This window comes from Blastopirellula sediminis, from assembly GCF_020966755.1.
In the GTDB taxonomy this organism is placed as follows: Bacteria; Planctomycetota; Planctomycetia; order Pirellulales; family Pirellulaceae; genus Blastopirellula; species Blastopirellula sediminis.
The window spans coordinates 3,856,520-3,876,797 of record NZ_JAJKFT010000010.1 but is presented as its reverse complement, the minus strand read 5'-3'; the positions used below and the strand labels follow the sequence as shown (position 1 = coordinate 3,876,797).

The 20,278-nt window shown below is 58.5% G+C and carries 18 protein-coding genes; 11 read left to right on the top strand and 7 right to left on the bottom strand.

Translation table 11 applies throughout. The features are described from left to right. Positions 1 to 2 precede the first annotated feature (2 nt). From LOC68_RS27325 to LOC68_RS27315, 3 genes are all read right to left on the bottom strand, one after another. Positions 3 to 3,422: a protein kinase domain-containing protein gene (locus LOC68_RS27325; protein WP_230224979.1), complete on the bottom strand. Its 3,420-nt coding sequence runs from the start codon at positions 3,420 to 3,422 to the stop codon at positions 3 to 5. A 108-nt stretch (positions 3,423 to 3,530) separates the two neighbouring features. Continuing rightward, the gene (locus LOC68_RS27320; protein ID WP_230224978.1) at positions 3,531 to 4,658 is read right to left on the bottom strand and encodes an FHA domain-containing protein; all 1,128 of its coding nucleotides are present in this window, start codon (positions 4,656 to 4,658) and stop codon (positions 3,531 to 3,533) included. A gap of 25 nt (positions 4,659 to 4,683) precedes the next feature. Continuing rightward, complete coding sequence (locus LOC68_RS27315) at positions 4,684 to 4,926, bottom strand: hypothetical protein (protein ID WP_230224977.1); 243 nt, start codon at positions 4,924 to 4,926, stop codon at positions 4,684 to 4,686. A 43-nt stretch (positions 4,927 to 4,969) separates the two neighbouring features. On the opposite strand from LOC68_RS27315, the gene LOC68_RS27310 reads away from it, so the two are divergent. Next, positions 4,970 to 6,373, top strand: coding sequence for a diguanylate cyclase (locus tag LOC68_RS27310; RefSeq protein ID WP_230224976.1), 1,404 nt, complete (start codon positions 4,970 to 4,972; stop codon positions 6,371 to 6,373). Between the two features lie 96 nt (positions 6,374 to 6,469). Here the strand turns inward: LOC68_RS27310 and LOC68_RS27305 are convergent, their stop codons facing one another. Beyond that, entirely contained in the window at positions 6,470 to 6,718 is a 249-nt protein-coding gene (locus tag LOC68_RS27305; RefSeq protein ID WP_230224975.1) for a hypothetical protein, read from the bottom strand. An 83-nt stretch (positions 6,719 to 6,801) separates the two neighbouring features. Next, complete coding sequence (locus tag LOC68_RS27300; protein WP_230224974.1) at positions 6,802 to 8,130, bottom strand: AAA family ATPase; 1,329 nt, start codon at positions 8,128 to 8,130, stop codon at positions 6,802 to 6,804. Between the two features lie 306 nt (positions 8,131 to 8,436). On the opposite strand from LOC68_RS27300, the gene LOC68_RS27295 reads away from it, so the two are divergent. Beyond that, positions 8,437 to 8,607: a hypothetical protein gene (locus LOC68_RS27295; RefSeq protein WP_230224973.1), complete on the top strand. Its 171-nt coding sequence runs from the start codon at positions 8,437 to 8,439 to the stop codon at positions 8,605 to 8,607. Positions 8,608 to 8,657: 50 nt separating this feature from the next. Here LOC68_RS27295 and LOC68_RS27290 read toward each other — a convergent pair whose 3' ends face one another. Continuing rightward, a complete protein-coding gene (locus LOC68_RS27290) occupies positions 8,658 to 8,843 on the bottom strand; it encodes a hypothetical protein (RefSeq protein WP_230224972.1) in 186 nt (61 codons plus the stop codon). Between the two features lie 210 nt (positions 8,844 to 9,053). Then, entirely contained in the window at positions 9,054 to 9,296 is a 243-nt protein-coding gene (locus LOC68_RS27285) for a hypothetical protein (protein WP_230224971.1), read from the bottom strand. A gap of 270 nt (positions 9,297 to 9,566) precedes the next feature. On the opposite strand from LOC68_RS27285, the gene LOC68_RS27280 reads away from it, so the two are divergent. The 9 genes from LOC68_RS27280 (at position 9,567) to LOC68_RS27240 (ending at position 20,225) form a co-directional block, all read left to right on the top strand. Further along, positions 9,567 to 10,460 (top strand): methyltransferase domain-containing protein, encoded by an 894-nt coding sequence (locus LOC68_RS27280; protein WP_230224970.1) that lies wholly within the window; start codon positions 9,567 to 9,569, stop codon positions 10,458 to 10,460. A gap of 242 nt (positions 10,461 to 10,702) precedes the next feature. Further along, positions 10,703 to 12,190 (top strand): sensor histidine kinase, encoded by a 1,488-nt coding sequence (locus tag LOC68_RS27275; RefSeq protein ID WP_230224969.1) that lies wholly within the window; start codon positions 10,703 to 10,705, stop codon positions 12,188 to 12,190. 27 nt (positions 12,191 to 12,217) lie between these two features. Continuing rightward, positions 12,218 to 12,703 (top strand): response regulator, encoded by a 486-nt coding sequence (locus tag LOC68_RS27270; RefSeq protein WP_230224968.1) that lies wholly within the window; start codon positions 12,218 to 12,220, stop codon positions 12,701 to 12,703. Between the two features lie 21 nt (positions 12,704 to 12,724). Continuing rightward, positions 12,725 to 13,051 (top strand): STAS domain-containing protein, encoded by a 327-nt coding sequence (locus LOC68_RS27265; protein WP_230224967.1) that lies wholly within the window; start codon positions 12,725 to 12,727, stop codon positions 13,049 to 13,051. A gap of 22 nt (positions 13,052 to 13,073) precedes the next feature. Beyond that, positions 13,074 to 14,807 (top strand): GspE/PulE family protein, encoded by a 1,734-nt coding sequence (locus LOC68_RS27260; protein WP_230224966.1) that lies wholly within the window; start codon positions 13,074 to 13,076, stop codon positions 14,805 to 14,807. A 25-nt stretch (positions 14,808 to 14,832) separates the two neighbouring features. After that, the gene (locus tag LOC68_RS27255) at positions 14,833 to 16,026 is read left to right on the top strand and encodes a type II secretion system F family protein (RefSeq protein WP_230224965.1); all 1,194 of its coding nucleotides are present in this window, start codon (positions 14,833 to 14,835) and stop codon (positions 16,024 to 16,026) included. A gap of 346 nt (positions 16,027 to 16,372) precedes the next feature. Further along, positions 16,373 to 16,558, top strand: coding sequence for a hypothetical protein (locus tag LOC68_RS27250; RefSeq protein WP_230224964.1), 186 nt, complete (start codon positions 16,373 to 16,375; stop codon positions 16,556 to 16,558). 293 nt (positions 16,559 to 16,851) lie between these two features. Further along, complete coding sequence (locus LOC68_RS27245) at positions 16,852 to 18,009, top strand: DUF3472 domain-containing protein (RefSeq protein ID WP_230224963.1); 1,158 nt, start codon at positions 16,852 to 16,854, stop codon at positions 18,007 to 18,009. 344 nt (positions 18,010 to 18,353) lie between these two features. Beyond that, entirely contained in the window at positions 18,354 to 20,225 is a 1,872-nt protein-coding gene (locus LOC68_RS27240; RefSeq protein ID WP_230224962.1) for a hypothetical protein, read from the top strand. Positions 20,226 to 20,278 lie beyond the last annotated feature (53 nt).

Below are 20,278 nucleotides of genomic sequence, written 5' to 3'. Positions count from 1 at the left end.
GACTAGAGTTCGCGCCAGTTAACGTCAATTCGCCCGTGCAACCGCGCTGCGATATCGCGGTACTCGGGACGGTTGTCGACCAACATCCGGGCCGCATCGCGCAACGGCGTCCCTTCGACGTGCTGACAGTAAACGACTTCCGGCACATCGCACGGAACGAGCCCGGCGGCGCCTTCCGCCGTCGGCAGCTTGCCAACTTCCGATTCCCCAATGTTCGAGCAGGGGAAAAAGACGCTCACGGCGCAGGCGCCTCCCAACGAGGCGAGTCGCGGCCGACAATCGGTCAGCGCCCTTGCGATTTCGTCACGGGGCGGAGCGCCGGTCAGCGAAACGGGACTCACCGATTGCGAAAGATCGGTTTGGGCTCGAATGATGACGGTCCGGCAGATATTCTCCAACATCTTCGCCCCCTTCATCGCTCCATCGCGTGTGCAAACCAGCAGATTCTGGAGGCCATGATACTCTTCGCAGATTCGGGCGCGCGCTTCGCGGTCGGCGACCAGCAGAAACTCATGGAAACGCGGCTCTACCGCTCGAATCGACGTATCGGAAGCGGCGCCGATCTCTAAGTCGAAGAAGTTCGCGAGCCGACGCAACTCACCTTCGACGGTTTTGAGCGCGAGATTCGTGTCGAGCAGCTTCGCTCGCAAGACCTGCGCAAACTGACATACGCCGAGCAGGGCTACGCCATGCGTTCGAAGGTGGGCGTATTTGATCCACGCTTCATAATCGCTGGCGGCGTTCTTCGCCCGATCGCGGCTGCGAGCGTCTTTGCCGTCAAAGTTCGCGTCAAGCAGTTTCTGCCGATGCCGATAGACTTCTCCTTGCAGACGCTCGGCCATCGCGCGGGCTTTGTCTTCCAACTGGCGAAAATAGTCGTCGACCGCGTGTTGCAATTCGCGCGTTCGCTGCAGCCGGAATTCCTCCTGGTCCAAGTGGGACAGCAGCCAGGCGATTACGCGATGCGCGGTCTCTTCGCCATGTCCACGCAGCTTCGGCGAGATTTCGCTGCGCAGCGATACGCCTCGTTTTTCGGTCGATTCCATTTCGGCCGCGCCCTGACCGATTACCTGATCCAGGAACTCAAAGACTTTCAGCGAACGCTGCAGCGGATCATCGCACGGCTGGTCGAGTTGCTTGAACTCTTGCGACAAGATCGCGCGGAAGTATTCGTCCGGATCGGCCCCCAGTTCGTTGTGGACCATCACGAACATCGTCTGCAACAGCGGATCTAGCGACAGGTTCTCGTCGCTCACCAGCTGTTCGACATGCTGCTGCAGGATTCGTTCGAAGCGATTCTGGCGTTCTTCCCCCTCTTCGTCCTGCTTGTTGAGCATCGCCATGCGGCGACGATCGCCGCCAGAGAGCTCTTCGCCCCCCAACCAACGTTGGACGACGGCGCTGGCGATTTCGCAGCTATAGCGTTCGGTCGCCGAGCGTGAGCTGAGCGGGACGGTGTAGGTCGAGAAGGTGTTGACCGTCGGTACGCCCCCTTCATTCTGCGAGCATTCGGCGTTCAGATTGTCGAGATAGCAGCCGCTGCGACTGCGAGCTCGCATTAGCAGATAGTCGGACAGCTCGTCGATCTGGCGATCGTAGTCACCCTCGTTCAGCTCATCCCCCCAGTGCAGCAACTGGAAAATTGGGCGACGGACGCCGCGAAGATCAATTTCAGGAACTCGTGCCGACGGATCGCCTGGATACTTCTGAGACGCCAAGACCTGATGCAGTTCGGTCAAACAGGCGAGCGCATTGGAGCGTGCGAGGTCCTGTTCGTCGGTCTTGCGCGGACTGGCATGGACCAGCATCACTTCCAGATCACTCAGATCCTGTCCTCTTTTCTGCAACAAATTACAGATCGCGAAGGCCAGGTCGAGGACGATTCCGCTGCCGGCGCCGCCGTTGATCGACGCCAGCACGATGACGCGCGGATCGCCGGCGACGGCGTTCGGCGTAAGCTGCGCTTGCTCGCCGACATCGTCAATCGCATCGCCGATCTGTTGCAGAATTGTGTCGATGTGATCGAGGTAGGCGATCCGTCCCAGCGGTCGCAAACCTTCGGTCGCCAGCGAGTTCGGAATGTTGTAGAGCCAGCGGCGGCTGACCGACTGCATAATGCGAGCCGATTCGCTTCGATACGATTGCGGTCGGCGCAGCGGAATCAAAACCCGCGTGATGTCGGTCGCTTCCGGAAGCGGCGGCGGAATCTCCATCGAGTTCAACGTCCGCGAGTCGGTATCGACCGCGAGCGCACGATACCAGGCTTGTCCCTGTTCTTTACCGCTGTCGCGATACTTCTGCTCGATCGAGTAGGCCAAACGGACGCCGATCCCACCGACGCCGACCACCAAGGTCGGGCGATGCTTCGACTCGGCGGCGTTCCACGCGGCCGGCCCTTTGCGAGTCGGTTGCAGCTCGGGAAGATGGTCCCACAGCTGGTGATTGAGCGGAGAAGGTTCCGGCGCCGACATATCCATCGTCGCCGACTGTTCGCACGAAGTTTCTTCGTCGGTCGGCTCGGTGGTGCGCGTGTCGGAGGCGCAGATCGTCTTCGTATCCGTGTTGGTCGTTTCCAGCGGAACGCTGACGCCGCTCGCCGGCAGATTCGACGACGGATCGGACGCGGCGACGAGCGCCTGCAAAAGTTCGCGGCAGCTGCGATAGCGTTGAGCGGGATCCTTGGCCAGTGCACGATCGATGATCGGACGATCCGCTTCCGGCAGAGAGTTGAGTCGCGGTCTGCTGCTGAGATGTTGCGCCGTCAATTGCGCCGGAGTTTTCCCAGGGAAGGGGAGGGCGCCGGTCAGCATTTCCTGGAAGACGATCGCCAGGCTGTATTGGTCGCTTTGCTTGGAGGGCTGATCGTGAAAGACTTCCGGCGCCGCATAGACCGGAGTCAGCCCCGCCATCATCGAAGCGGTGACGTCCTGCAGATGTTTCACCAGGCCGAAGTCGGCCACTTTCGAGTGATCGCCGACGATCAGCAGGTTCTCCGGCTTCACGTCGAGGTGCTGGAGCGAGTGCTGCTCGCTCATGTAGTCGAGACCTTCGGCCGAGTCGCAGAGATAGCGAAGCAACTCGGCCCGCGGAACGCCCGGCAACCCGGCGGTGCGGCACTCTTCAAAACGATCCTTCAAGCTCTTGTCGGCCAACTCGGTCACGATGACCAATTGACCTTCGATCACTTCGACCCGCTCGAGAGAGAGGAGGAAGGGATGTCGCACGCTACGGATACGGTAAAGCGCTTTCAATTCGCGAGCGGCGCGGGCTTCGTCATGGAAACCATAGACGAACTTCACGGCCTTTTGCAGTCCGCCAGGGGCGTCGGCGATCCATACTTCGCCGTACCCACCTGCGCCAATTCTTTGGCGCACGCGGTAGCCTGCTACTTCGCGTACATGCGCTGGAACTTCGGTTGACACGGAAAGTTCGCCTTAAAACGCTTTCATGGTTGCGATGGTCTCCAGACGGCCCGGCCTGGAAACGCGCTCCGGTTACTCTATCAACGCGATATTTGTAAGACGTCTTTGCTACGCTTGCCCAGCGTCGCGACGTCGATACCTTCCTCGACTCATATTCGCTCCCAGGTCGCGGAACCGCTGCGCGCTCGCTTCGGCATGCACCCCAGTCGCAATCGTAGTAATGTGTTTTTCCTGGCAAGTGCGAATCACTTCGCGCATCGCCTCTTGCAGTCGCGCATCGTCGTCGATTTCGCGGGCGACCGTTTCGTGGAATTCGATGTAGTCGGGCGCCAGGTCCAGGTAATCCTCCAGCCGCGACTTCGACGGATGGAACCCGGCGAACGCCGTTTCGCAACCGATCGACTGCAATTCGTTCATAAACTCACGGAAGAACGGCAGTTCGCACACCGCTTCGTCCGGAATGACGATGACGGTCCGCCGCGCTTCCGGCGACTGATCACGCGCGTAGGCGACCGAATCGAGAAAGCTGGTCGAGCCGATCTCGTATTGCTCCGGCCGCAGAAACAAACAGGCGTTCTCCGGCAGCATCTCAGCCGCCGAGTAAGCCCGCAGCCGGTGCAAACGGAGCAGACGTTCGGTCAAACGGCACTCGGTATCAAGAATCTTGCGGCTGATCGGATCGTCCGGACTGACGTTGCCGTCAATCATGCGGCGGACAAGAAAGCCGAAGGGATCGCCGGAAGTTAGATCGTAGATGCCGTCGAAATCGACGCGAACTCCGCCCACGGCGGCGATCTCTTGCCAGCGGCGGAACGCATGCAGCGAATCGAAAAAAGTTCCTTCGCTCGCCGGCGCCGCAGGAGGGCTTCCGTCCATTTGCAGCGTGACGGTTTGCCGCTGCTGCGCCTGATTGCCGCTGTGGAAGTCAAATTCGATGTCGGCGACCATCAAGGTATCGCCGTCGGAGATTACCTTCTCCGTGATCTTCTCGCCGTTAACGAAGGTCCCGTTGGTGCTGTTCAAATCGCGAAGCAGATACTGGTTGCCTTCTTTCAGCAGCAAGGCGTGCTCGCGAGATACGCGTCCCGATTCCACCGGATAGTCGCACGAGTCGTTGCGGCCGATGGAAAAAGGAAACTTTTCGATCGCCAGTTTGCGCGTCTCGCCGCTCTCCGCCGAAATAATTTCGAAGTACGGGGCGCCTACTTGCGGATCGAACAGGACTTCTGTGTGCATGGGGAACCTTCTCGCAGGCGAAAAGTCACGTCGATTTGAACCCTTCCGACATCGAGTTTTTGCCGAGAAAGGGGACATTGGATAAGGTTATGCGCACGCGCAGCGGAGCGACATGCATCGAAAACATAGCATTGAATTCTCCGGACCGACGGATTTTCCAGAATCCTGCCAATTTGTTTCCCAAGATTGCTCCGCTTGCCGAATCTTTTTGACCTATGTTATCGATGGCTTGCAAAGTCGCTTCGGCGGCGATGTTGCCAAAAGTCAACGCTCTTCTCTTCTTTTCGACCGCTATTCAGCAAGTGACGCTTATGCAACGCCGACCGCTCCGCGTATTGCTCGTATCGCCTGACCGCTCTTTTCTCCGACGTACGGCCGAATTCTTGAGCGCTTGCCGCTTGGAAGCGTACGTGGCGGCCGACGCTGATCAGGCCGAATGGGCCCTCGCTAGTCGTGAGCCGGACCTGGTCATTGTCGACACCAACACGCCGCGGGCGGCCGCCGTTCTGCAAAGTCCACGGCGGGATCAGCACTCCACCCAAGCGTACGTCTATGCGATCGCGATCACCGACAGCGACTCGCCGGAGCGGGTCTTCGACGCGCTGGCCGGGGGGGCTGACGACATCATTCCGCGTCCGCTGCGTTTTACCGAACTGCTGGTCCGCATTCGGGCCGCAGCTCGCTCTTTGGAAGTCGAAAGCCGTCTTCATCGTCGGGTCGGTCGGCGTTCGGGTTCGGGTTTGGGGAACTCCGGGGTTCTCCTCCGTCTCTTGCGTGAAGATTTGCGCGACGCCGCTACAACCGGCAACGAAGTGAGCCTGGTTCTGTTTGACGTCGATTACGCGCTTCGCTTTGGTCCCGATCCCGGTTTTGATCGGATCGTCGAACAGGTGACGACGATCATTCGCAGCGAAATGCTGCCGACCTACCGCATGTGTCAGCCTTCGGTCGATCAGTTAGCGGTTCTGCTTCCCAATTCGACCTCGGATGAGGCGTATCAGTGGGCCGAGGAAATCCGGCAAACGATCGCCGCCGCCGATTTCCAACATGCCGACAGCACCCTCAAATTGTCGGTCAGCGTCGGCGTCGCCGCTTCGGCCGATTCGGGACCGATCGCCGAGGAACTGTGGGAAAACGTCCAGGAACGGCTCGAATTCGCGAAAAAATCAGGGGGCAACTTCGTCGCTTCGCTGCGTCAACTGCAGAACGAAGACGCCGCTGGCGGCAGTTCGCACGGCCGCTTGTTTGACGGCACCACAACCGCCGACGTCCTTCGTCCCACCTTCGTTCAATTGGCCTCTACCACTCCAGCCGACGAGGTGATTGCGGCGTTCGCCAAGCATGACCTGGACGTCGCCCCGGTTCTCGACGCCCAGCGGAAATTCGCCGGCGCCATTACCCGTGACGTGGTCCAAAACCGTGCGGTCCGTTCCCGCGAACTGACGGCGGCCGAACTGGTCGACGCCAACTTCCCGCAGATGGAATCGAACGCTTCCTTCAGCGAGCTGGTGAACTACTTCTCGGAACATCCCACTCCTTGCGTCGCGATCGTCGACCGAGGAAAACCGCTCGGCTTCGTCTCTCGCGACGACTTGGCCCTCTTGAGCGAACCGATCGATTCGACCAGCTACGCCGAATCTCGCGACGACATCCCGACGACCGAATTCTACGTCGTCAGTCGGCCGCTGATGGTGGAAATGGGCGCCGAAGCGTAATCGACAAAACGGTGAACTAAGGGTGCGTTTCGACGCACCCTTTTTTTATCTTCGTAGCCTGAAGCGCAAGCGAGGGAAATGCGGTCGGCGCACCAATTACGGCCGCTTCTGCTGCCGCCGGTTCTTCGTTCGATACTCTGGAATGACGTATTGGTGAAGGCCGTGCGCGACCAATTCCGCTTCGATTTCCGCCAACCATTGCTGCGTAAGTTCGTAGCGATTGACGCCTGCTAAGGGACCGGGATGACATCGTTCAATTCCGGTAGGAGCATGAACGAGTCGCGGGAAGTCGCCGCCGTGCGATGCGCCGCCGGCATGGGTCTGGATTTCTTCTTCGCGGAGCATCGTTGGCAAGTCCCGATTCGGTAGGAAACCGCTTGCTCAACGATTGTATCACTCCGCTCTAACGCTTTGTGCTACGAATCGGATTAGTCCGTTCCGGAGACCACCGTGAAGTAGCTCTTCACCACCCGATCAAAATACTCGGGCTTCATCTCCATCGGGATCCCTTTGTAGATGCAGTAATTGCGGACCTGGCTGAGCAAGTCCCGCGGTTGGCAGCGTCGCATCGGGCGATTGACCGGTTGGTAGTGCTTTTCGACCAGGTGGTCGACGGCGGCGGCGTTGTATTCGCAGTTGAACTGTTTAGCGAAGATCCGGAAGAGGGTACGGAACTCGTCGAGCTCGGCGTCACGGACTTCAATTTTGTACGGAATACGACGGAGGAACGCGTCGTCGGTCAGGTCTTTCGGCTCGAGGTTGGTCGAGAAGATGATCAACTGCTCGAACGGCACTTGGATCTTCTTGCCGTTTGCTAGCGCCTGGTAGTCGACGCGGTTTTCGAGCGGCACGATCCAGCGGTTGAGCAACTGCGTCGGCTCCATTCGCTGGCGGCCAAAGTCGTCGATCAACAAGCAGCCGCAGTTGCTTTTCATCTGCAGCGCGGCTTCGCCGATGTTGTTGATGACGTCGTGTCTGATTTCCAAACTGTCCATCGTCAATTCGCCGCCGACAATCACGGTCGGTCGCCGAATCTTAACCCAACGATGATCAAAGCTGTCCGCCTTCAGAATGCTGTTCTGGTTTTCCTCGATCACCTCGTGGTAGACGGTGTCGAACAGCTTCACATATTGGCCGTCTTCGATGATCGTCCGTGGGATCCAGATATGCTGGCCGTAGCAAGCGGTAATCCGCTTCGCTAGCGTCGTCTTGCCGTTCCCCGGGGCTCCGTAGAGGAAGAGCCCGGCGCCTGAATTGACGGCGGGTCCCAGGTTATCGAACAGGTCGTCGTCGACCGAAAGTCCCGCGAACGCTTCTTCCAACTGGTCGCGTTGGGGCGATTCGTTGCGGATCGACTGGGCTTCGACCGAGGTGATGTAATCTTCCAAAATGACCGGCGCAGAGCCGAAATACGTGCAGCTGGCCATATAAGACTGAGCGCGGGTACGACCTTGGTCGGTTAGCGCGTATACGTAGTCGTTCAGCGCCGCCGAGCCGGTATGTTGCAAGATCTGGCGCGTACGGAGCGAAGCGAATAGCGAATCGAGAATGCCGAACGGCAGGCAGATCTTTTCGGCGATCTGGCGACCGCTGGCCGACCCGATGTTGAGCAGCAACTTGCAGATCAACGATTCGATCAGCTGCGGAGAAAGACGGGTCTCTTCCAGCGACTTCGGCTCTTCAGGACGAAAGTTTTCGTCCGACATCAGCGATGCGAGCAGGCTGTTCTTCAGATCAAGCGTTGCAGAAGCGGACACGGCGAACCTCCGTTAATGGCAGAAGAGACTGGGCTTTGAAGTCTAGTTCGCCAAAACGGGACGTGCCGACCATTCCCTGCATAAGCGGCGCTCCTATAATTAGCGCGACCGTCATAACCGGAACGCACCAGCTAACGCGACAGCGCCGCTAGCGCCATAGATTTATTGCAGATAACTATTGTTAGCCCCGCGCGCAGGTCGATAGAGGGCTAGCGCACGACGATTTTTAAAGTTCGTATTTCTTGAATGCCTATTCGGTGCTATGGTTGCAACGAACAGGTCGTACCTTGGGGGGAGACATCGCCCATGGCTCATGAAAAAGCGAAGTTGCTGCTCGAGTCGTCGCACTCGTACTTAGAACGAATCGCTGCGATTCAGTCGGCGCTGGAGCTCGGTATGCCGTATGACGAGATCGAGGATTACCTCGATTGGGTCGAGCTGATGCGGTACGAAACCTCAAGCGGGTCCGCGGAGTAGTCGTTATTCGGGCTGACCGTCTTACCGACGGCAGCCGGCTGCATTTGCAGCTAACCGGCCGCTTCCAACTTCTTCAGAACGCGTACCGCTTCGTAAGCGTTCGTAATCCCGCCAATTCGCTGCACGAAGAGTTGCACTTCGAGCACTTGCGAGGGGGACAAAATGTCGCTGCCGCACGAGAGCAAGATCTCGATTTCTTCGGCAGACAGATTCTCGACGTCCAATTCCTTCAGCATGTGCGATCCTGAGCAGTAAGAAACCAATCGGGGCGAAACTATCCCGAAGTATCGGCGAGCCGATGCGACGGATTGAGATTGGCTTCCGTCGGTTTCCCACGTTCTTCCAGATCGCGATGCAGCGCGAAATTTTTATCGGAGCGATCGGCACATCCAGCGCGTGTTGATAGCACGCGATGTTAAAACGTCATGGTTATTCGGTCGAAGACGTTACGCCGTCGAAGCTCGCGAGGACGATCCGCTGGCGCCGGCATGCGGCGCAGCCCCTTTAGACGCGACTGCTTGCGTGCTGATGCCCGAGATTTGGCCCCCCAGCATCCGGTGCAGCAGGTAGAAGCCGACCGCCACCGCCGTCCAGGCCAGCGGATAGACGATCAATCCTGGACCTAGCGCCAGCGAGCCAAGCATGATCCAGCCGGCTCCGATTATCAGCAATAAGCTTTTCAGAGGCATGATTGAAGAACTCCGTTTCGCGTGTGGTGCGACTGCAGGAGAGGGTATGCGACCTCATCGCTTCCTACCCTGTTAATTTTATTCCATACCCGAGGAAAAAGACGAGCTAATTTCCGGAAAAACCTCCTTTCCTGGCATTCTTAGGGCGTCTTTTTGCATTTTCTCGCCAAATGCGTGCGCTATTTCTCGCTTGCGTCAAATGCTGGCGCCTGCTATTTTTCCCACCCTCGCTCTGCGCCCGTTCTTTGCCAGCTTTGCCGAAGAGAGATTATGCCCAAAGAAACTGAGGTCCTTGGACAGTACATTCCGCTTCACTATCACTTTGAAATGCTCCGCGACAGCTATCGCATGAAGAGCTTTCGCGAGGCGATCGAAGCGAGCGTTCAACCGGGCGACAAGGTGGTCGATCTTGGGGGCGGTACCGGCGTGATGTCGTTCTTCGCCGCTCGGGCCGGGGCTGAAGTCTGGTACTGCGAGCGGAACCCGGAACTGGTCGAAGCGGCCGAACGAATGCTGCAAGCGAATAACGTCGCCGACCAGGTTCATATCGTCCAGGCCGACGCGGCCGAATTCGCACCGCCGACGCCGGTCGATGCGGTCGTTTGCGAGATGCTGCACGTCGGACTGCTGCGGGAAAAGCAGGTCCAAGTGATCTCGGCGTTCCAGAAGAATTACATCGCCGCGCATGGGCCGCAGCTTCCGCGTTTCATTCCCGAAGGGACGCTGCTGGCATGCCAACCGGTCGAGCAATGCTTTGAGTTTGAAGGCTTCCTGGCGACCGGGCCCCTCTTCCAGGCTCCGGCCGACGAGCATGCTGACACTAGCGTGCTGGCGGAGACGGCGGTGCATCACATGGTCTGGTACGACCGACCGCTGCGCACCAATATTGCCTGGAGCGGCAAGTTCCGAATCGCCAAGGCGGGCATGATGAACGGCGTTCGTTTCATCACCAAGAACGCGCTGACCGTCTTGATCGAGGATCAGCGAGTCGTTCCCTGGCATAACCAGTTCCTGGTGATGCCGCTCGATCGCCCCCAGCAGGTCGAAGCGGGGGACGTGGTCGAAATCTCCTTTCAATATGAAGCGGGGGGAGAGCTGTCGCAGCTCGCCGCTTCGCTGCGAGCGGTCCGCACCGGCGAGAGCCGCAGTTCTCAGGTCGCATAAGGGAAACCGTCGCGGCATCTGATTTTCTCGGCGCCACAGGCATAATCGGCATCTTCGGCGCCATAAGCCCCGAAAAGGGGTATCTTCCCACCGGGTTGGTGGACTCCGTTTCTTGGACAAACCCGTTGTCCGACCTAGTTTTTCAAAGATGTTGCGTCAAACGCGGGTGGGCGCTAATGCGCCTAGATTCCGCCGCCGTCGCGCTACAGGGGCAAATGTGTCATTGAAATCGAGTTAATACGATGATCAAAAAGTCGCCTATCGCCAATGAGCTAATAGCCGCAATCGCCTGCGCGCTGCTACTGGCTACGGCGACTATCGTCTGCCTGGTGACGGGTGAGCTCGGCGTCGGCAGCATGCTCGCATGCGGAGCGGGCGGAGTCGCTACGGTCGCTCTGTTCGTCATCTGGCGCACCGCACGATCGACCGAAGACCGCGCGATTCGCCAGCTGCAAATGCTGGCCAACGCGACAATCGAACAATTGGAAAGTGACGATCTGCACGCCGCTTGCCCGCAAGCTCGCGACTTGCCCCGCTGGAAATCGCCGCTCGAACTCTGCTATCGGCGGATGAAGGCGCTGTCGGACGAGGCGCTCGAACTGCAACAATCGCGCGTCCGCAGCGAAGTAAAGGCGCATTTGACCGGACTCCGCCACGAACAGATGCGCGAGATCGTCGAGAAGCTGTCGGAACCGGTTCTGATGACGAACCAGTACGACGAGATCATCTTCGCCAACGAAATCTCCCGCGAAATCTTCGGCATCACCGACCTGATCGAAAAGAAGATGGCCCAAGAAGCGATCGCGTCGGAAGGAATCGTCCAACTGCTGCAAGAGACCCGGCTCCGCAAAACGCCAACGCAGCGCGTCAGCGAAATCGAGCTGCTCGACTCGACCGGCGACAAACATTGGTACCGCATCACCGTCAGCACGATCGGCCAGCAGCTCGAAAACGAGCTGGGCGCCGACGAGCCGAACTTTGGCGCCGTCGCCGTCTTGCGCGACATTAGCGGTTACAAAGCGATCCAACGCCGCAACGCCGAATTCGTTTCGGCGGTCAGCCACGAAATGAAAACCCCGCTGGCCGGCATCAAGGCCTACGTCGAACTGCTCGCCGACGGCGAAGCGGAAGATGAACAGACGCGGGACGAGTTCCTGCAAGTGATCAACAGCCAGGCCGATCGCCTGCAACGGTTGATCGATAACCTGCTGAATTTGGCCCGGATCGAAGCAGGGGTCGTCAACGTCAACAAAAAGCCGCGTTCGCTTAACGAACTGCTGGAAGAAGCCTTCCGCATCGTGCAACCGACCGCCGAGCAAAAGAACATCACGCTCATTTCCGACCTCAGCCCGATGTACCTGGGCGTGCTGGTCGATCGCGACATGATTATGCAGGCCGCGATCAACCTGCTGTCGAACGCCCTGAAGTACACCCCCGACAACGGCAAAGTGACGCTCCGCAGTCGAATGCAGGACCGCGACGTCGTGTTTGAGGTGGAAGACACCGGCGTCGGCCTCAGCCCGGAAGACTGCGATCGCGTGTTCGAGAAGTTCTACCGCGTGAAGAAAGATCAAAAGATGGCCTCCGGAACCGGGCTCGGTTTGCCGTTGGCCAAACATATTGTGGAAGACGTTCACGGCGGCGACCTGAACGTCACCAGCGAACCGGGCGTCGGTTCGACATTCCGCATTCGCCTCCCCACGGTCCAAGTGGCCGAAACCGTCTCGTAGCCCCAATTTCACTTGAAGGCAATCAAGATGAGCGCTCCTCAACAATCCCTCCAAGAGTTCCATCAAGTGGCGACTGATCCGGCGGACGCCGCTTCGGCCGCGAACGTCGGCAAGCGCATTTTGCTGGTCGACGACGAAATGCACATCCTCCGCGCCGCCGAGTTCAAACTGAAGCGAAGCGGTTACGAAATTGAATGCGTCGAAGACGGCGAGCAAGCGTGGGAGGCGATTCAGGAGCAAATACCTGACTTGCTGATCACCGACTTCCACATGCCGCGACTCGACGGCCTCGGCCTTTGCCGCCGCGTTCGTGACGACGCTGCGACTCGCCAACTGCCGATCGTCATGCTGACCGCCAAAGGTTTTGAGATGACGTCGGACGACAACCTCGAGTCGCTCGACATCGCCGCGATCCTGGCGAAACCGTTCAGTCCCCGCGGCCTGGTCAATTGCGTCGAATCGGTTCTCACGACAGGTTCGTTCGAGCAGCCGCCGGTCAGCTTCCTCCGTTAAACCGTTCTCCCCTAGATCGTCATGAGCTTGCAAACCGAAATCTTTGGTGAAGTCGTTGTGGTTCACACGCCGGAAGAGTTGGGCGAGGACCAGGCGGACGGCGTCGAAGCGTTCCTGCTTTCGCGCGAACGCAATCGGGTGATCGTCGACCTGGACGGGACCGAAACGATCGACAGCGCCGGTTTGACCTGCCTCCTTTCGGCGCAGCAGCGACTGCGTGAAGGGGGAGGAGAATTGAAAATCACCACTTCCAATCACGTCAATCGCAAGATCCTGGAGATCACCCGATTGGACAAGCGGTTGGAGGTATTTGAAAACATGATCGAAGCGGTAAAGAGCTTCGTCTAATCGTCATTGGAAACATGCCCCTATGAACGCGCCCACCACGAGCGCCCCGATGCGATTAGGTAACGTTCTCACCAAGCGTGGGTTCGTTACGATCGAGCAATTGGAGCTCGCGCTCGACCACCAAAAGAACAAAGGAAAGAACAAGCTTCTCGGCGAAATCCTCGTCGACCTCGGCTATTGCACCGAAGACCAGATCATCGAGTGCCTGGCGGTCGAATACGGCATTCCTTACGCCAAGCTCGAAGCGCGACTTTACGATCCCAAGGTGGTCGGGATCCTGCAGCGCGACTACATCGAAAAGAACCTGGTCTTCCCTCTCTTTTTGATCGACGACGTCCTGACGATCGCGGTCACCGAAATCTCCAATCTCTTTCTGATCGACGAAATCCAGACCCTCACCGACAAGCAGGTGCAGATCGTCGCTTCGTCGCCGCGCGACGTGCGGCGGATGATCCAGAACCTGCCCGACTCGAAGGTGTTCGTCATCGACGACATCATCGAGGATAGCGATCAGTCGGAAGTGACGCTGATCGAGGACGCGATCGAAGACATCGGCGACGTCGAGGAAATCGCGGGCCAGTCTCCGGTCATTCGCCTGGTCAACTACGTGATTTACAACGCCGTCAAAGAAGGCGCCAGCGATATTCATATTGAACCGGCCGAGCGCTGCATGCGGGTGCGGTATCGCATCGACGGCAAGCTGCACAAATCGCTGGAAGTTCCTCAGCACCTTTTGAACGCGGTCAACAGTCGTATCAAGATTATGGCCGGGCTCGACATCAGCGAGCGGCGTTTGCCGCAGGATGGTCGCGTCCACGTGATGCTCGACTCTCGCAAGATCGACTTGCGTGTGAGCACGTTCCCCGGTAATCGCGGCGAAAAGACCGTGATTCGCGTGCTCGATACGAAAAAGGTGACGCTGGTCCTGAAGCATCTCGGTTTCGCCGAGGACATTCTCGACCGCTTCCTCTCCAACATTCACGCTCCCAACGGCATCGTGCTGGTGACAGGTCCGACCGGTAGCGGTAAGTCGACGACGCTTTACGCGGCGCTCAACGAAATCGCCACCATGGAAAACAACATCTGCACCGTCGAAGACCCGATCGAATACCATCTGCCGCTGATCAACCAGTTTCAGGTGCAGGAGCGAGTCGGCCTGACCTTCTCTAAAGCGCTTCGCACGCTGCTTCGCCAAGACCCGGACGTGATCATGGTCGGTGAAGTCCGCGATGAGGAGACGGGGCGTACGGCGATTCAAGCGGCCCTGACCGGGCACTTGGTATTCAGCACGCTCCACACCAACGACGCAGTTTCGGCGGTGACGCGACTCGTGAACATGGGGGTCGAACCGTACCTGATCGGCGCCGCGCTCAACATGGTGCTGGCCCAGCGACTGGTCCGCAGCATCTGCCCGAAGTGCAGCGAACCGTACGAACCTCCCCGCAACTTGCGCAAAACGCTGGAGCGAATGGGGTACGAAATCCCGGTCTTCCGCAAAGGGATCGGCTGCCGCTATTGCCGCAACTCCGGCTACAGCGGTCGTCTCGGCGTGCACGAAATGCTGACGATCGACGACGAACTGCGCGACGCGATCGTGGCCGGCGTCTCGATCGGCGACTTGCGACGACTGGCCGTGAAGAGCAAGAACTTGATCACCATGCAGCACGACGGCTTCCGCAAGGTTCGCGAAGGAATCACGACCATTGAAGAAGTGCTCCACGCCACCGGCGACGTTTCGATGGCCAATTTGACGTAACCCCAAGTCGGTAAGAATCCCAATCATGTTAAGCTTCGCCTATTCAGCTCGCGATTCGCTCGGCCATGTGCACGAAGGCGCGCTTGAAGCCGGTTCGCCGGAAGAAGCGGCGATGATGCTGCACCGCGACGGGATGCACGTCCTGTCGCTCGAGCAGGAAGAAGAAGCGGGCTCTCTCTTTCCGTCCCGAATCAGCAGGTCGGACATCATTTACTTCACCAACCAGCTGGCGGTGATGGTCGATACCGGCATCAACTTGTCGACCGCCATCGAATCGGTCGCGTCGCAAGAGAAGAACGAAGCGCTCAAGACGCTGCTGACCGACATCCGCCGCAGCGTCGAAGGGGGCGAAGACTTTTCGACCGCCTTGGCCCGTTACCCAAAGCATTTCAACCGGACCTATATCTCGCTGGTCAAAGCGAGCGAACAGACCGGTATGCTCGGGGAAATGTTGGAACGGATCGCCGCCTACCTCCGCAACGAAGTCGAAATTCGGAACAAAGTCCGCGCCGCGCTCGCCTACCCGGCGGTGATGGTCGTGCTAGCGACGGCGGTCACCATCTTCCTGCTGACTTACGTCCTGCCGAAGTTCACTCCGCTGTTCGAGCGGAAAGGCGCCAAGCTGCCGACGCCGACCATTATTATGATGACCGCGTCCGACGTGCTGCTTGATTATTGGTGGGCCTGGTTGATTGGGTTGCTTGCCGCCGGGATCGGGTTCTACTTCTTCCGGAAGACCGAAAAAGGTCGGCAGACGATCGACAGCATCAAGATCAGCGTGCCGATCATCGGCCCGATGATGCGCAAGATCACGATCGCGCGCAGTCTGAGCACGCTCGGTACGCTGGTTCGCAGCGACGTGCCGGTGTTGCAATCGCTTGAGCTGACCGCCGACATCAGCCAGAACTACTATTACGACAAGCTGTGGCGGAACGTGATCGACTCGGTCACCTCGGGTCATCAGATTCACGAGACCCTCGCCAAAAGCAAGCTGATCCCGCCGACCGTGGTGCAAATGATCTCGGCCGGCGAAGAGACGGGACGCTTGGACGACGTCCTGATGAAGGTCAGTCGCCACTACGAGCAGGAAGTTGACCTGTCGATCAAGACGGCGACCAGCCTGATCGAACCGCTGATGATCACCGTGATGGGAACGGTGGTCGGCGGCATCGCGATGGCGCTGCTGCTGCCGATCTTCTCGCTGTCGCGGAACGTCTAGCGACTCGCCCTCTTACTTGGCGCCATGCTTTCACGGCGATAGCCGGGTAAGCATGTCTTCAATGCGTTTCGATAGGGCGAAGACATGCTCATCCGGCGAAGACGCCGCAAGAGCTTGTCACCATCCAACGCAGTCGCTGTCGCGGAACGTCTAGCTGCTATCGCCTACGCCGAATCGCTAGCAATTCGGCACGCCAGCAGCCAGACAAGCTTTGCCCAGGCGGCAAAGTTTCTCACCCTGGGGGCGCGATCTTCACAAGAGGCGCATCCGCACGTTCATTCTGGCGGCTCGGCTGGACGATCTTCGGTAGGCAGATTTGAGCCAACCATCGACGAGGAGCCTCCCTTTGAAGTTACCGCTCGGCAACAACATCGTCGAAGAGATTAACGCCCGCCAAGACTACGTGCTGGAAGAGCTCGATAATCTCAACCGCCGTCTCGAAGAACTGCTCGCGACGCTCGTCGTTCGCCCCGAACCGGAACTGATTCCCGTCCCGGTTCCGGTCCAAGAAGACCAACGCCGCGCTGCGTAAGGGCAGGGTAGGCCGCAGCGCAAAATACTAGCCCGAGGCGCGAGCCGAGGGAGAGTGGTTTGCGCTACAAAAAGAGACGCCGTTCGCACTGCGGCCTGGAGAAGACGCGCTCCTCTCAAATGATTCTAACCCCATTCCCTCGGCTCGCGCCTCGGGCTAGTATCTCTGGGCCAGTCTAGCCATCCGAAGTGCCCGCCGTGTTGAGAAGCATCGCGTTCCGAGTACGATGATCGTAGCGTTCTCGCCCATCTTCGTGGGCGGAACAGACGATCCCAAACGCGAGTCTCTTGGAAATGAACCGGTTTATCTGCGTCGCTTTGGCGCTGCTCTCACTGCTTGGATTTTGTTCGCCAGCCGCGAACGCCCAGAACGCCGCTCCCTCGTCGCACATGCATTTCGACGACCGCTTTGCCGGCGACGTGATCATTAACGAGGTCCGCGTGCCCAAGGCCGGCGAAGCGACCTACACCTATTACGAAACGTTGGGGTGGAGCGGAAAAGGGGGCGGCTACGCAGGCGTTCAAGCCCATCCGAAAGCGCACAATTTCATCTTTTCGATCTGGGATAACCAAGCGCAATCCGCTCCGATCAAGGCGATACATCACGGCCCGGGCACGAAGACCGAGAAATTTGGGGGCGAAGGGACAGGCCTGAAGTCGTGGAATTTTGAATTGGGCTGGAACGTCGACGTTTGGTACACGCTGGTCGCGCGGACCTGGCCGGTCGGCGACCACACGCAGTTCGGTTTTTGGGCCCGCGCCGGCGATACCGGCAAGTGGACGCATCTGGTCACCATGGACGTCGCGGCGGAAACGATGTTCGAAGGACAGACCGACGCCTTCCTGGAAGATTGGCTCGACACCGGCAAGAACGCCCGCACCGTCAACTTCCGCAACGGTTGGAAACGAAAAGCGGACGGCACGTGGTTCCCCTTTGGCAAAGCGCACTACTCGGTCAATAGTTGGGATCTGGTCGAGGGGAAACGGTCGTACAACTACCGCACCAACTGGGACGGCGGCGTGCAGAGCGATAGCACGGGGAAGTACTACTTCATGCAGAGCGGCGGCGCCGACACCGCCATGTCAACGACCAACCCGTCAAACTTCGCCATCGAGCGAACCGAGACTGAGCCCGCCTTTGAGACAATCAAGATTCAAAGCGCCAAGCTGACGCAAAACGATGACGGCAATCTGCTGGTCGCTTGGGAAACGGAAGAGACGACCACGCCGCAGTTCGCCTATGAGATTCAACTCTTCGCGGACGATTCGGCCGCAGGAGAGCCGCTGGCTCGCGTTGCCGAAAAGATTCCTCATGCCCGGTCAGTGGTGATCGACCTTTCTTCACTCCAGGTCGACCAGCGCCAATGCAGCATACGGCTGCAATTGATCGACATTTTCGATCGCAAGTCAGAGGTACGGACGTTGTCGCTGCTGGCGGCCGACGCGCAATAGCACCTTACGCAGCGCCCATCCGCAGCGGGGCGAGAATCCGCCACTTGGGGTTGACTCCAGAGGCAAACTGGCATATCTAGCTTCGTTCGCACGCATCCACCGCGCTTGTAGCACTTTCCTTGGAGCGCCCGAAGTTGATCAGGCAACTCTCGATCCTCATTTTCTTGGCCGCTATCTTTGCCCTCGAGGCCGCCGCTCGTCGAAGTCAAGTCTGGGCGGAAGGGGCACTCTCCCAAGAAGAATTTGAGAGCAAAGCAAGCGACCTAGACGTCCGGCTCAAAGGAGCGATCGCAGCATTCGATCTTAATGGACAACTTGAGACGCTACGAACGCTCAACCAGCTGATGGCGGCGACCAATTTTGAGACCCCGCCCGCCTGCGCTGCCGACATCCGACTTCATTTGCGCGACCTCGAACTTGCCGCGACGTTTCCGCCGGACCAGTTCGCACGAGTTCGAGAAATCCAAACCGAAAAGCAACGGGGCGACGAAACGAAAGATCCTGACGAGAAAGTGCGGCACTTTCAACGAGGTCGCGAAATCGCAGCCGAGCTATTTGGGGAGGCGTCGCATCACTACATTACTTGCGAATTGTCGATCGCACACCACCTATACAGTATCCCGGAGAAACGAGAAGAGGCGTTCCAGCGAACCAACCATCTGTTGCAAGTGCTCGACTCGCTTGGAGCCAGCCGATCCAATCGGGCCCGTGACGCGCTAGTCGTCTTGTTCGCTCTTTACGTCATGCGAGATGATTTCACCAAAGCGATCGAAACCGGCAAGCAGGCGGCGGCGTTATTTGAAACGCCTGGCGACAAGCGAAGACGCGAATATGCGACGCTGACCGGGACACTGGCAAAATTGCTCAATGAAGCGGGCCAGCACGAGCAAGCGCTCCACTATGCGCGGACCGGGATGAACGACAGCCTGCCGCTAAACGGCTTGCAAACGGACGATCACATTCGGTTGTTGCGAGAGTACTCTCGCGCAAAGATCAAGCTTCAGGACCATGACGGCGTTCAGGACGCATGGTCGGACATCCTGATGTTCACGACTAACGTCCCTTGTTTCCCGCTGCACGAACGACGTGAACTGCTGGTCGAATATCGATCGGTCTTACAATCGCTCGCATTGGAAGACCGCATCCCGGAAGTCGACCTGCAAATCGCGCAACTCAAAGGCGTTTCGCCGCCGGAACCAAGTCCTGCCGGAGAGGAACAACAGCGATTGTCGGCTCAATATTACGCAGGCATGGCGAAATACGACCAAGCGAGAATGGAGTTTGACCTTCCGGGAAAAATCAAGGCGCTCTACGAATTTCGCGAAGCCGCCGCCGCGCTAAAAGCGGCGGGTTCCGCCGCGAGAGTCGCGGAGGCTGACTTCGTCCTGAAAGACTTGTTGCATCTGGAAAAGTCGTCCGAGGAGGTCCGCGAGATTGCCATTCGCTCGGAACAGGAGCGTCGCTTGGGACAGAGTAGCAAAGACGAGAAAAAACAGTGGGATGCGCTTGTTCATTTCGAACAGGCGATGGAGCATGCGAAAACGGCAGTTGGCGTCGATTCGCATCTCTACGCTTGCGCTGAAGTTTCTTGGGCCGAAACGATTGTGGAAATGGGGGATGAGAGACGGCGAACTGAGGCGATCGCCGCGGCGAGTCACGTCCGCAAGGTGGTGGAAGCGAACGGCGCGTATCTCTCGACCCTCTATCGCACGACTCTCGCCGTCTTATGCCGGTTGCATATTGGACAAAACGAAAGTGGGCCGGCAATTGAAGCCGGAGAAAAAGCGGTCGCACTGCTAGAGTTTGAAGATCTCGACCAAGGTCCCTACTACGCGTTATTGACCAGCTTTCTCGCCAAGATGCTGAACGAGGCGGGCGAGCATCGCCGAGCGCTCCACTATGCCCGCAGCGGGCTCTATGGCAAGCCTCCCAAATACGGTGAGTATTCTCCATTTTACGCTCGCCTGCTCCAGGAGTTCACGCGAGGAAAAGTCGCGATTGACGACCTCGACGACCTCCAGCCGATCTATGAAGAGCTGATCCAAATCTCCGACGACAATCCGGTATTTCCTTTGCAGCGGCGAATCGAATATCGCGAAGAATATCTCGCATTTCTCAATTCGCAGGGCAACAACCAGCGCCGCGACAGCGTCGTCGCAGAACTCGCCAACCTCAAAGGTACGCAACCTTTGCAGAAGAGTCGGTATACGCGGTAGGCGTGCGATCGAACGGACACCGCATTTCCCACGCTTGTGCTGCGGGCTAGTGA